Below are 12630 nucleotides of genomic sequence, written 5' to 3'. Positions count from 1 at the left end.
ACGAATTCACTCTCTTTTCTTTGCGCGTCGCGTTACGCGCCGACGCGCTTTGCAGCTGGGTCGACCAGAACATCGCCATCGGCGATCTCGACCTCGAAAACGGGGACCGGCTCGTAGGCCGGAAGGTTGAGCGGCTTGCCGCTGATCAGCGAGAACTGCGAGCCATGCGCCCAGCACTCGATGGTGTCGCCCTCGACGAAACCGTCGGAGAGCGAGATGTCACCGTGCGTGCACGTGTCGCCGATCGCGTAGACCGCATCGGACGCGTCGCGCACGACCGTGATGGCGACGCCGTCGAGCACGACCCGCCTCGCCTCGTTGACCACCAGCTCGTCGAACGAGCAGACGCGCACTGCGCTCATGCCCGCGCTCCCCCGGCGAGCTCTGCCTCGATCGCCTCGCCAAGGCGCTGCTCGAGGGCGGGCACGCCGATCTGCTGGATGATGTCGACGAGGAATCCGCGCACGACGAGGCGGCGCGCCTCGTCTTCGGTGATGCCGCGCGACTGCAGGTAGAACAGTTGCTCGTCGTCGAAGCGGCCCGTGGCGCTCGCGTGGCCGGCGCCCATGATGTCGCCGGTCTCGATCTCGAGGTTCGGTACGGAGTCGGCGCGGGTTCCTTCAGTGAGGACCAGGTTGCGGTTCTGCTCGTACGAGTCGGTGCCGACGGCGTCGGGCCCGATCAGCACATCGCCGATCCACACGGTGTGTGCGCCTTGACCCTGCAGCGCGCCCTTGTAGGTGACACGGCTCTTGCCGTTCGCGGCCTGGTGGAAGACGTAGACCTGGTGCTCGAGGTGCTGGCCCGCATCGGCGAAGTACACGCCGAGCAGCTCGACGTCGGCACCCGGACCCGCGAGGCGGGCCGACGGGTTGAGCCGCACGACGCTTCCACCGAGAGAGACGACGGCGTGCTTGAGCTTCGCGTCACGACCGACCGTGGCGAAGTGCGCCGAGACGTGCTTCGCGGAATCCGCCCAGTCCTGCACACTCACCAGCGTGAGGCTCGCGCCGTCGCCCACGACGATCTCGACGTTCTCGCTGAGCACGGCCTCGCCGCGGTTCTCGAGCACGAGCGTGGCGTGAGTGTTCGGCGCGACCGACACGATCGTGTGCGCGGCGCGCGGCGTGGTGCCGAGGGAGGCGCGGGTGAGCGTTGCATCGACGTGCTCGTCGCCAGAGAGCTCGACGAGCAGCGCGCGCTCGAAGCTGCCCCAGGCGTTGGCGCTGGCGCGATCCTCGGGGAGACCGGCGGAGCCGACCAGCTCGTGGTCGCGCGGGACCCACGAGGTGCGGATGCCGCGGGTGTCCGCCACCTCGTAGTCGTACGTGCTGCCGTCGAGCGACCCCTCGGTCAGGTCGAGGAGCTCGGCGACGGGCGTGTACTTCCACATCGCCTCGCGGCCGGTGACCTTCTCGAAGTCGGCGACATCAGTCGACGCCGGGCGCTCGGAGCGGGTCTGAACGGGCACCGAGGTGCTCGGCAGAGCCGGCACCTCGGTCTCTGTGTACGTGCTCACGGATTAACCGACCGATCCTTCCATGCCCATCTCGATGAGCTTGTTGAGTTCGAGGGCGTACTCCATGGGAAGCTCGCGAGCGATCGGCTCGATGAAGCCGCGCACGATCATCGCCATCGCCTCGTCTTCGGGAAGGCCGCGGCTCATCAAGTAGAAGAGCTGCTCTTCGCTGACGCGCGAGACCGTGGCCTCGTGGCCGAGCTGCACATCATCGACGCGGATGTCGATCGCCGGATAGGTGTCGCTGCGCGAGATGGTGTCGACGAGCAGCGCGTCGCAGCGCACGGTGTTGGCCGCGTGATGCGCCTTCGCGTCGACCTTGACCTCGCCGCGGTAACCGGCGCGGCCGCCCCCGCGGGCGATCGACTTCGAGACGATCGACGACTGCGTGTACGGCGCCATGTGAATCATCTTCGCGCCCGCGTCCTGGTGTTGGCCGGGGCCGGCGAAGGCGACGGAGAGGGTCTCGCCCTTGGCGTGCTCCCCCACGAGGTAGATCGACGGGTACTTCATCGTCACCTTGGACCCGATGTTGCCGTCGATCCACTCCATCGTCGCGCCCTCGTGGGCGATGGCCCGCTTGGTGACGAGGTTGTAGACGTTGTTCGACCAGTTCTGGATGGTCGTGTAGCGCACGCGTGCGTTCTTCTTGACGATGATCTCGACGACGGCCGAGTGCAGCGAGTCGCTCTTGTAGATCGGCGCCGTGCAGCCCTCGATGTAGTGCACGTACGAGCCCTCGTCGGCGATGATCAGCGTGCGCTCGAACTGGCCCATGTTCTCGGTGTTGATGCGGAAGTAGGCCTGCAGCGGGATCTCGACGTGCACGCCCTTCGGCACGTAGACGAACGAGCCGCCCGACCACACCGCGGTGTTCAGCGCGGCGAACTTGTTGTCGCCAGCGGGGATCACGGTGCCGAAGTATTCCTCGAACACCTCGGGGTGCTGCTTGAGCGCCGTGTCGGTGTCGAGGAAGATGACGCCCTGCGCCTCGAGGTCCTCGCGGATCTGGTGGTACACGACCTCGGACTCGTACTGAGCAGCGACGCCGGCGACGAGGCGCTGGCGCTCGGCCTCAGGGATGCCGAGCTTCTCGTAGGTGTTACGGATGTCTTCAGGGAGGTCTTCCCAGGACTGGGCCTGTTTCTCGGTCGACCGGACGAAGTACTTGATGTTGTCGAAGTCGATCTCGGAGAGGTCGGCGCCCCACGTGGGCATCGGCTTCTTGCCGAACAGCTCGAGCGCGCGCAGGCGGCGCTGCAGCATCCACTCCGGCTCGCTCTTCAGAGCAGAGATGTCGCTGACAACTTCCGTGGAGAGACCGCGGCGGGCGGATGAACCGGCCGCGTCGGAATCCGACCAACCGAACTCGTATTGGCCGAGGCCCTCGAGCTCAGGACGGTCGATGAGAACGTCTGACATTGTTTACCTCGCTTACTGCCGCCCGTGACCGGTTATCAGACCGGCTCGCCGGCATCGAATACGGCGGTCACGAGTCCGTCGCAGCTGGCGAATGTGCGGATGGCCTTCGGATGCGCGGCCGCGCACCCGATTAACCATTTGAGTCTATCGGAGTGTTGCGCGAGCCCGCGGTGATTGAGCCGGGGCTTGCGTCAACTGCACAGACGGGAACAGCCCCGGCTGAACGTCGAGCACAAGGCGCACCGCGCCGACCCAGACGAGAGACGCGCCGACGACATGCAGGATCACGAAGACGTCGGGGAGCCCGGTGACCGCCTGGATCACGCCGATCGCGCCCTGGACAAGGACCGCTGCGAGGAAGAATCCGGCGCGCTCCCGCGCCAGTTTCTCGCCCGGGGTGCGCAGGATCACGAGCAGCAGCACGCCGAGCACGAGCGTCGCGCCCGCGAGCAGCCCGTGCACCCACGTCGCGGCGAGCCAGTCGACGGCCATGCGCTGCACGGGCGTGCCGTCTTCCGCCTGGCCGGAGTGCGGTCCGGACCCCGTGGCGACCGTGCCCGTGCAGATGAGCAGGAAGGTGACGGCCAGCGTCAGCCAGCTCAGCGAGCGTGCGGCTGGACGCACTTCGCGCGGACGGCCGTGCTGCTCGTGCACGCGATGCCAGGTCAAGGCGATCGTGGTCAGCAGCGCCATCGCCATGATGAAGTGGAAAGCGACGATGTACGGGTTGAGCTTTGCAAGGACGCTCAGGCCGCCCACGATCGCGTTCGCCACGACGAGCCAGAACTGGCTCCACGCGAGTCGGGTGATGCTGCGCACCCGCGGCTTCTGCAGGCGAGCCGCGATGATCACGCAGGCGACCGCGACTTCGAGAAGCCCCGTGATCATGCGGTTGGAGTACTCGATGAGGCCGTGGATGCCGAGCTGCGGAGTCGTGGTCAGCGAACCGGCCTCGCACTCGGGCCAGGTCGGGCAGCCGAGGCCCGACCCCGTGACGCGGACGATGCCGCCTCCGAGCACGATGAGCACACCCATGACCAGCGCGAAGGTGGTGGCCCACCGCAGCACGCGCGGCGACAGCGTCCACCGGTCGGCGGCCCAGCCGAGCGGGGTCTTCATCAGAAGTGCAGCAGGGGGTCGATTGCGATCGCGAGGAACAGGACCGACAGGTAGCTGATGGACCCGTGGAAGACGCGCATCGGCGAGACGTCTTCGTGACGAATGGCGAGGTGGTAGAGACGGTGGGTCTCATAGATGAACCAGGCGCCGACCCCGGCGGCCGCGATCGAGTAGACCCAGCCCATGTTCGCGACCGGGATGAGCAGCAGCGAGCAGGCGACCGTCGCCCAGGCGTACAGGATGACCTGCAGGCCGACCTGCGCACGACCGCGCACGACGCCGAGCATCGGAACGCCGACCGACTTGTAGTCGTCGCGGTACTTCATCGACAGCGGCCAGTAGTGCGGCGGCGTCCACAGGAAGACGACGGCGAAGAGGATGAAAGGCGCCCAGCTGAGGCTGTTCGTCACTGCCGCCCACCCGATCAGCGCCGGGAAGCACCCCGCGATACCGCCCCAGATGATGTTCTGCGCGGTGCGGCGCTTCAGCCAGAGCGTGTAGACGAAGACGTAGAACAGGATCGCGGCGACCGAGAGGCCGGCGGCGAGCAGATTGGTCGTGACGGCGAGCCAGACGGTCGAGACGATGCCGAGTACCCACGCGAAGATCAGGCCCTCGCGGGCGCTCACCTCGCCGGTGACCAGCGGGCGGTTCTTGGTGCGCTTCATCACCGCGTCGATGTCGCGGTCGATGTACATGTTGAACGCTGCCGCGCTGCCCGCCGACAGTGCGCCGCCGATGACGGTGGCGACGATGAGCCAGATGCTCGGCAGGCCGTGGGCGGCGAGGATCATCACGGGGATCGTGGTGACCAGCAACAGCTCCATCACGCGCGGCTTGGTCAGCGCGAGATAGGCGAGCGCTTTGCGTCGCCAGTGCTTGCTGGATTTGGCGATTCGCTCGTGAACTTCTGCCGGGCTATCTACCGCAGTCCCCATGGCTCCTCGAGGTCTCGTTTCGCGTCCAGCTTAGTTGCCCGACGGGAGTCCTGCCGGTGCGCGTGCGTGACTATGCTGGTTGTGCTCGCCTTCCGAGGCTTTACACAGACACACGACAACATTCCAACCTTGCGGCTGGGAGAAGTCTGCGAAGCGCCGCGGTTGCCAATGACGCCGTGGCGGCATAACCGATAAGCGGCGGGTGGAAGTACAGGGCCCGTCCGCACTGAGATAGTCAGAAGGGTCATTTCCAGTGGCAGCTCTGCAATGGGATTCCATTGACAACAAGGCGGTCGACACGGTTCGTGTCCTCGCGGCCGACGCGGTCGAGAAGGTCGGGAACGGCCACCCCGGCACCGCCATGAGCCTGGCCCCCGCGGCCTACCTGCTCTGGCAGAAGGTCATGCGGAAGGACCCGAGCGATGACCAGTGGGTCGGCGCCGACCGCTTCATCCTCTCGGCGGGCCACAGCTCGCTGACCCAGTACATCCAGCTGTACCTGGCCGGCTTCGGCCTCGAGCTCGAGGACCTCGAAGCGCTGCGCACCTGGGGTTCGCTCACGCCCGGCCACCCGGAGTACCGCCACACCAAGGGCGTCGAGATCACGACCGGCCCGCTGGGCCAGGGCCTGGCCTCGTCCGTCGGGTTCGCGTACGCGCAGCGATTCGAGCGCGGACTCTTCGACCCCGATGCCGCCCCCGGCACCTCGCCGTTCGACCACCACATCTTCGTGATCGCCTCCGACGGCGACATCGAGGAAGGCATCACGAGCGAGGCCGGTCAGCTCGCCGGCACGCAGCAGCTCGGCAACCTCGTCGTCATCTACGACAAGAACAACATCTCCATCGAAGACAACACCGACATCGCCCTCACTGAAGACACGGCGAAGCGGTACGAGGCCTACGGCTGGCACGTCCAGACGGTCGACTGGAAGAAGACCGGCGAGTACGTCGAAGACGTGCAGGAGCTGTTCGACGCGATCGAGGCCGCGAAGGCCGTCACGGACAAGCCCTCGATCATCGTTCTCGAGACGATCATCGGCTGGCCCTCCCCCACCAAGCAGGGCACCGGCAAGGCGCACGGCGCGAAGCTCGGCGGCGAAGAGGTCGCGGGCCTCAAGAAGGTGCTCGGCTTCGACCCCGAGAAGAACTTCGAGGTCGACCCCGCAGTCCTGGCGCACACCCGCAAGGCCGTCGAGCGCGGTGCCGAGCAGCGCGCCGAGTGGCAGAAGGGCTTCGACGCCTGGGCCGCCGCCAACCCCGAGCGCAAGGCACTCTTCGACCGGCTCGAGGCCGGCGAGCTCCCCGACAACCTCGAGGCGGCGCTGCCGGTGTTCGAAGCCGGCAAGGACGTCTCGACGCGTGCCGCGAGCGGCAAGGCGATCAACGCCCTGGCGGCTCAGCTGCCGGAGCTGTGGGGCGGTTCGGCCGACCTCGCCGAGTCGAACCTCACCACGATCCAGGGCGGCAGCTCCTTCCTGCCCGCTTCGATCGAGACGCCGGAGTGGGGCAAGGGCAACCCCTACGGCCGCATCCTGCACTTCGGCATCCGCGAGCACGCGATGGGCGCGATCCTCAACGGCATCACGCTGCACGGCAAGACCCGCTCCTACGGCGGCACCTTCCTGCAGTTCGCCGACTACATGCGCGGCTCCGTGCGTCTCGCAGCGCTGATGAACATCCCGTCGATCTTCGTCTGGACGCACGACTCGGTCGCGCTCGGCGAAGACGGCCCGACGCACCAGCCGATCGAGCACCTCGCGGCACTGCGCGCCATCCCGAACCTCGCGGTGGTCCGCCCCGGAGACGCCAACGAGACCGCGTACGCCTGGCTCGAGACCGTGAGCCGTCACGGCGGCCCCGTCGGCCTCGCGCTCAGCCGCCAGAACCTGCCGGTGTTCGAGCGAGGCGACGGCGAGGCATCCGGTGACACGCTCGCCTCGGCGAAGTTCGTCGGCAAGGGCGCGTACGTGCTGGCAGAGGCGCCGAACGGCACCCCCGACATCCTGCTGATCGGAACCGGTTCGGAGCTGCAGATCGCCGTCGAGGCACGCCAGAAGCTGGCGGCCGACGGCGTCAACGCCCGCGTGATCTCGGTGCCGAGCATGGAGTGGTTCGCGGAGCAGAGCGACGAGTACAAGGAATCCGTGCTTCCGGCATCCGTCACCGCTCGCGTCGTCGTCGAGGCCGGTATCGCCATGCCGTGGCACAGCTGGGTCGGTGACAAGGGCCGCATCGTCTCCATCGAGCACTTCGGCGCGTCCGCCGACTACAAGACCCTGTTCGAGAAGTTCGGCATCACGACGGAAGCCGTGATCGCCGCCGCGAAGGACAGCCTCGCGGCCAACGGCAAGTGACCGAGATCTCAAGGAAAGAAGAGAAGGAAATGACTACTCCCACCGCAGAACTGGCCGCCGCAGGCGTCAGCATCTGGCTTGACGACCTCTCGCGCACCCGGATCACCTCGGGTGGCCTGAAGAAGCTCATCGACGAGAAGAACGTCACGGGCGTCACGACCAATCCGACCATCTTCGCCGCCGCCATCGGCAAGGGCGAGGGCTACGCCGAGAAGACCACCGAGCTCGCCAAGGCCGGCAAGACCGCCACGGAGGCGATCTTCGAGATCACCACGACCGACGTCGCCGACGCCGCTGACATCTTCAAGCCCGTCTACGACGCCACGAACGGCGTCGACGGCCGCGTGTCGATCGAGGTCGAGCCGAACCTCGCCAACGACGCGGCCGGCACCATCGCCGAGGCCGAGCAGCTCTGGAACCGGGTCGGCAAGGAGAACGCGCTGATCAAGATCCCCGCGACCAAAGAGGGCCTCGAGGCCATCGCCACGGTCATCGGCAAGGGCATCAGCGTGAACGTCACCCTGATCTTCTCCCTGCAGCGCTACCGCGAGGTCATCAACGCCTACCTCACCGGTCTCGAGACCGCGAAGGCGGCGGGCATCGACATCTCGAAGATCCACTCGGTCGCGTCGTTCTTCGTCTCGCGCGTCGACACGGAGATCGACAAGCGCCTGACCGCGATCGGCACCGACGAGGCGCTCGCGCTCAAGAGCAAGTCGGGCGTCGCGAACGCCGTTCTCGCCTACCAGCTCTTCGAGCAGGAGTTCGCGACCGAGCGCGCCCAGGGGCTGCTGTCGGCCGGCGCCAACCTGCAGCGCCCGCTGTGGGCGTCGACGGGTGTGAAGGACCCGAGCCTGCCCGACACGCTCTACGTGACCGGCCTCGTGGCCCCCGGCGTCGTGAACACGATGCCCGAGAAGACGCTCGACGCGACGTTCGACCACGGTGTCGTCACCGGTGACACCATCACGGGCGCCTATGACGAGGCCGCGGGAGTGCTGGACGCCGTCGCCAAGGTCGGCGTCAGCTACGAGGAGGTCGTCGAGCTGCTCGAGAAGGAGGGCGTCGACAAGTTCATCGCCTCGTGGAACGAGCTCGTCGAGACCGTGCAGAACACGCTGGACTCCTCGCTGGAGGCGGCCAAGTGAGCTTCCAGATCCACGTCAGCGGCGCGGTGAAGGAGGTCGTCGACGCGACGGTCGCCGGCCTCGTCGCCGACCTGGTCGCCTCGGGCATCTTCGCCCAGGACGCGACGCTGTGGGGCCCCGACGCCGAGTCGGAGGCGAGCAAGCGCCTCGGCTGGATCGACGCGGTCAACATCTCGACCCCGTTGATCCCCGAGATCTACGCACTCCGCGACAAGCTGCGCGCTGCGGGTGTGAACCACATCGTGCTGGGCGGCATGGGCGGCTCGTCGCTCGCGCCCGAGGTGATCGCGAACTCGAAGGGTGTCGAGCTCACCATCCTCGACACCACCGACCCGGGCCAGGTGCTCGCCGCGCTCGGCGACCGTCTGGCGACCACGGCCGTCGTCGTGTCGTCGAAGTCGGGCTCGACCCTCGAGACCGGCAGCCACCGCCGCATCTACGAGAAGTCGTTCCGCGATGCCGGCATCGACCCGGCCGAGCGCGTGGTCATCGTCACCGACCCCGGCTCGCCGCTCGACCAGAGCGCGCGCGAGGCCGGCTACGCGGTGTTCAACGCCGACCCCAATGTGGGCGGCCGCTACTCGGCGCTCACGGCGTTCGGGCTCGTGCCGTCCGGCCTCGCCGGCGTCGACCTCGAAGAGCTGCTCATCGAAGCCGAAGCGGGCCTGCGCGAGGTCGCCGTCGACGACCCCAAGAACCCGGGTCTGATCCTCGGTGCCGCGATGGCCTCGAAGGGCAAGCTCGGCATCGTCACCGACGGCAGCCCGCTCGTCGGCTTCGGCGACTGGGCGGAACAGCTGATCGCCGAGTCGACCGGAAAACTCGGCAAGGGCGTGCTGCCGGTCGTGCTCGACACCGAGGCTCCCGAGCTCTCGGAAGCTCTGCCCGACCTGCAGATCGCGCGTCTCGTCGACGACGCGACCGAGCTCCACGTGCTCCCCCAGGGGCGCCACGAGGGCGAGATCCTCGTCTCGGGCTCGCTCGGCTCGCAGTTCGTGGTGTGGGAGTTCGCCGTCGCGGTGGCCGGGCGCCTGCTCGGCATCAACCCGTTCGACCAGCCCGACGTCGAGGCAGCGAAGGCCGCCGCGCGTGCGCTGCTCGACGCCACCCCCGCGCCGGCTGAGCCTGCGTTCACGGACGCCGGCATCGCGGTGCGCGCCACTGAGGGTGTCCTGGGCGACGCGCACGACGTCGACGGCGCCATCGGCGCGCTGCTCGCGCAGCTCCCCGCCGACGGCTACGTCGCCATCCAGGCGTACGTCGACCGAGTGGCGCTGCCGCAGCTCGCAGGAATCCGCGATCTGATCGCCGCGCGCGCGAAGCGCCCCGTCACCTTCGGGTGGGGTCCGCGCTTCCTGCACTCGACCGGCCAGTTCCACAAGGGCGGCCCAGCGGTCGGTGTCTTCCTGCAGATCACCGCAGACGCGTCACACGACCTGCAGATCCCCGACCGCCCGTTCACCTTCGGTCAGCTCATCCAGGCCCAGGCGGCCGGCGACGGCACCGTGCTCGCGCAGCACGGCCGTCCCGTGCTGACCCTCAACCTGAGCGACCCCGAGGCGGACATCACCACGCTGTTCGCCGCGGCGAACGACGACGAGTAAGCGAGCTACATGTCCCCGGTGGAGATCACCAAGGATTTCAATCCTTTACGCATTCCGTCCGACCAGCGTCTGAACCGGATCGCTGGGCCCTCCGGCCTCATCATCTTCGGCGTGACGGGTGACCTGTCACGCAAGAAGCTGATGCCGGCCGTCTACGACCTCGCCAACCGCGGTCTGCTGCCCCCCGGGTTCGCGCTCGTCGGGTTCGCCCGGCGCGACTGGGAGGACCAGGACTTCGAGAAGGTCGTCTACGAGGCCGTCAAGCAGAACGCCCGCACCCCGTTCCACGACGAGGTCTGGCAGCAGCTGGCGCAAGGCATCCGCTTCGTTCCCGGCGAGTTCGACGACGACGCGGCGTTCCAGCGTCTCGCCGACACGATCCACGAACTCGACCAGGTGCGCGGCACGGGCGGCAACCACGCCTTCTACCTGTCCATCCCGCCGAAGGCCTTCCCGCTCGTCACCGAGCAGCTGAAGAAGTCGGGCCTCGCCGAGCAGGACGAGCACCAGTGGCGCAGGGTCGTGATCGAGAAGCCGTTCGGCTCCGACCTCAAGACCGCGCGTGAGCTGAACTCCGTGGTCGAGTCGGTCTTCCCGCCCGACTCGGTGTTCCGCATCGACCACTACCTCGGCAAGGAGACGGTCCAGAACATCCTGGCGCTGCGCTTCGCCAACGAGCTGTACGAGCCGATCTGGAACGCGAACTACGTCGACCACGTGCAGATCACGATGGCCGAGGACATCGGCGTCGCCGGTCGCGCGGGCTACTACGACGGCATCGGCGCGGCGCGCGACGTGATCCAGAACCACCTGCTTCAGCTGCTCGCGCTCACCGCGATGGAGGAGCCGATCAGCTTCGACGCGAAGGACCTGCGCGCCGAGAAGGAGAAGGTGCTGGCCGCCGTGCGGCTGCCCGAGGACCTCAGCGTCGCGACCGCCCGCGGTCAGTACGCGGGCGGGTGGCAGGGCGGCGAGAAGGTGCTCGGATTCCTCGACGAGGAGGGCATGAACCCCCAGTCGACCACCGAGACCTACGCCGCGGTCAAGCTCGAGATCGGCACCCGCCGTTGGGCCGGCGTGCCGTTCTACCTGCGCACCGGCAAGCGCCTCGGCCGCCGCGTGACCGAGATCGCGGTCGTGTTCAAGCGCGCGCCGCAGCAGTTGTTCGACGGCTCGCAGACCGAGGCGCTCGGCCAGAACGCGCTCGTGATCCGCGTGCAGCCTGACGAGGGCGTGACGCTCCGCTTCGGCTCCAAGGTGCCGGGCGCAGGCATGCAGGTTCGCGACGTCACGATGGACTTCGGCTACGGCCACTCGTTCACCGAGGCGAGCCCTGAGGCCTACGAGCGACTGATCCTCGACGTTCTGCTCGGCGACCCGCCCCTCTTCCCCCGCCACGAGGAGGTCGAGCTCTCCTGGAAGATCCTCGACCCGATCGAGCAGTTCTGGGCGAAGCAGGGCCAGCCCGAGCAGTACAAGCCGGGCTCGTGGGGCCCGAAGTCCGCAGACGACATGATGGCCCGCGATGGCCGCGTTTGGAGGCGTCCGTGATCGTCGACCTTTCCGACACCACGACCAACGGCGTTGCGAAGACCCTCGTGAAGATCCGCGAAGAGGGCGGCGTCGTCACCCTTGGTCGCGTGCTCACCCTCATCATCTCGACCACCATGGGCGAGGAGGAGGAGGCCATCGAGGCCGCGAACGACGCCTCGCGCGAGCATCCGATGCGCGTCATCGTGATCGCCAAGGCCGACGGCGACGACCCGGCGGTCGCGAGCGTCGGCCACCGCCTCGACGCGCAGATCCGAGTCGGTGCGGACGCCGGCGCGTCCGAGGTCATCGTGCTGCGCGCCTACGGTGACGTCGCCGACGACGAGGAGGGCCTGGTCACGGCACTGCTGCTGCCCGACGCCCCCGTCGTCGCGTGGTGGCCCCGTCAGGCCCCGATCAAGGTGTCCGCGTCGCCGCTCGGTCGCATCGCGACCAGGCGCATCACGGATGCGTCGACCCAGCCCGACCCGGCCGCGGCGATCCGCCACAACTCGGTCACGTACCAGCCCGGCGACACCGACTTCGCCTGGACGCGCCTCACCCTGTGGCGTGCCCAGCTCGCGGCGGCCCTCGACCAGGCGCCGTACGAGCCGGTCACCGGGGTGCACGTCACCGGCGCGGAGGACTCGCCGTCGACGTACCTGCTGGCCGCCTGGCTGCGCATGGCGCTCGAGGCACCGGTGAACAAGGACATCACGACGCGCGCCAACGGTTCGAGCGGAATCCACGGCGTGCGCCTCACCCGGGCTTCGGGAGACATCGAGCTCGAGCGTGACGTGCCCGGCATCGCCACCCTCAAGCAGCCGGGCCAGCCGACGCACGACCTGGCACTCCCCCGCCGGAACCTGCGCGACTGCCTCGCTGAGGAGCTGCGGCGTCTCGACCCCGACGAGCTCTACGGCGAGGTCATCACCCGCGGCATCGCGCTGATGGGTAAATGAGCTCTTCCGAGAGGTCGTCAGGCGCGGGATCG

The 12630-nt window shown here is 68.0% G+C and carries 10 protein-coding genes; 5 read left to right on the top strand and 5 right to left on the bottom strand.

Annotated features, from left to right (window positions below; all coding sequences use genetic code 11):
* Positions 1-32: 32 nt before the first annotated feature.
* The 5 genes from ACFOYW_RS14995 to ACFOYW_RS14975 form a co-directional block, all read right to left on the bottom strand.
* The gene (locus ACFOYW_RS14995) at positions 33-362 is read right to left on the bottom strand and encodes a non-heme iron oxygenase ferredoxin subunit (RefSeq protein WP_390230585.1); all 330 of its coding nucleotides are present in this window, start codon (positions 360-362) and stop codon (positions 33-35) included.
* Positions 359-1519: a Fe-S cluster assembly protein SufD gene (gene sufD, locus ACFOYW_RS14990; protein WP_390230583.1), complete on the bottom strand. Its 1161-nt coding sequence runs from the start codon at positions 1517-1519 to the stop codon at positions 359-361. The genes ACFOYW_RS14995 and sufD overlap by 4 nt, the downstream gene beginning before the upstream one ends.
* A 3-nt stretch (positions 1520-1522) precedes the next feature.
* Positions 1523-2941 carry a Fe-S cluster assembly protein SufB gene (gene sufB / locus ACFOYW_RS14985; protein ID WP_390230581.1) on the bottom strand — a complete coding sequence of 473 codons (1419 nt, stop codon included), beginning with the start codon at positions 2939-2941 and terminating at the stop codon, positions 1523-1525.
* A gap of 144 nt (positions 2942-3085) precedes the next feature.
* A complete protein-coding gene (locus ACFOYW_RS14980) occupies positions 3086-4060 on the bottom strand; it encodes a COX15/CtaA family protein (RefSeq protein WP_390230578.1) in 975 nt (324 codons plus the stop codon).
* A complete protein-coding gene (locus ACFOYW_RS14975; protein WP_390230575.1) occupies positions 4060-4998 on the bottom strand; it encodes a heme o synthase in 939 nt (312 codons plus the stop codon). Before ACFOYW_RS14975 ends, ACFOYW_RS14980 begins: the two co-directional genes overlap by 1 nt.
* A gap of 253 nt (positions 4999-5251) precedes the next feature.
* Between ACFOYW_RS14975 and tkt the strand changes: the two genes are divergently transcribed.
* Genes tkt through ACFOYW_RS14950 form a run of 5 tightly spaced genes read left to right on the top strand, consistent with a single transcriptional unit; the run spans position 5252 to position 12598 of the window.
* On the top strand, positions 5252-7354 hold the full coding sequence (tkt, locus tag ACFOYW_RS14970; protein WP_390230572.1) for a transketolase: 2103 nt from the start codon (positions 5252-5254) through the stop codon (positions 7352-7354).
* Between the two features lie 29 nt (positions 7355-7383).
* A complete protein-coding gene (gene tal / locus ACFOYW_RS14965) occupies positions 7384-8502 on the top strand; it encodes a transaldolase (RefSeq protein ID WP_390230569.1) in 1119 nt (372 codons plus the stop codon).
* Complete coding sequence (locus tag ACFOYW_RS14960) at positions 8499-10106, top strand: glucose-6-phosphate isomerase (RefSeq protein ID WP_390230566.1); 1608 nt, start codon at positions 8499-8501, stop codon at positions 10104-10106. The genes tal and ACFOYW_RS14960 overlap by 4 nt, the downstream gene beginning before the upstream one ends.
* A 9-nt stretch (positions 10107-10115) precedes the next feature.
* Complete coding sequence (gene zwf / locus ACFOYW_RS14955) at positions 10116-11657, top strand: glucose-6-phosphate dehydrogenase (RefSeq protein ID WP_390230563.1); 1542 nt, start codon at positions 10116-10118, stop codon at positions 11655-11657.
* On the top strand, positions 11654-12598 hold the full coding sequence (locus ACFOYW_RS14950) for a glucose-6-phosphate dehydrogenase assembly protein OpcA (RefSeq protein ID WP_390230560.1): 945 nt from the start codon (positions 11654-11656) through the stop codon (positions 12596-12598). The genes zwf and ACFOYW_RS14950 overlap by 4 nt, the downstream gene beginning before the upstream one ends.
* The last annotated feature ends 32 nt before the right edge of the window (positions 12599-12630 follow it).

Source organism: Gryllotalpicola reticulitermitis (assembly GCF_042651345.1).
Classification (GTDB): domain Bacteria; phylum Actinomycetota; class Actinomycetes; order Actinomycetales; family Microbacteriaceae; genus Gryllotalpicola; species Gryllotalpicola reticulitermitis.
This window is presented reverse-complemented; position numbering and strand designations above follow the sequence as displayed.

Excerpts from the sequence above, each read along its gene's own strand:
- ACFOYW_RS14995 (WP_390230585.1), bottom strand. The coding sequence starts at position 362 with ATGAGCGCAGTGCGCGTCTGCTCGTTCGACGAGCTGGTGGTCAACGAG.
- sufB (WP_390230581.1), bottom strand. The coding sequence starts at position 2,941 with ATGTCAGACGTTCTCATCGACCGTCCTGAGCTCGAGGGCCTCGGCCAA.
- zwf (WP_390230563.1), top strand. The coding sequence starts at position 10,116 with ATGTCCCCGGTGGAGATCACCAAGGATTTCAATCCTTTACGCATTCCG.
- tal (WP_390230569.1), top strand. The coding sequence starts at position 7,384 with ATGACTACTCCCACCGCAGAACTGGCCGCCGCAGGCGTCAGCATCTGG.
- ACFOYW_RS14975 (WP_390230575.1), bottom strand. The coding sequence starts at position 4,998 with ATGGGGACTGCGGTAGATAGCCCGGCAGAAGTTCACGAGCGAATCGCC.
- ACFOYW_RS14980 (WP_390230578.1), bottom strand. The coding sequence starts at position 4,060 with ATGAAGACCCCGCTCGGCTGGGCCGCCGACCGGTGGACGCTGTCGCCG.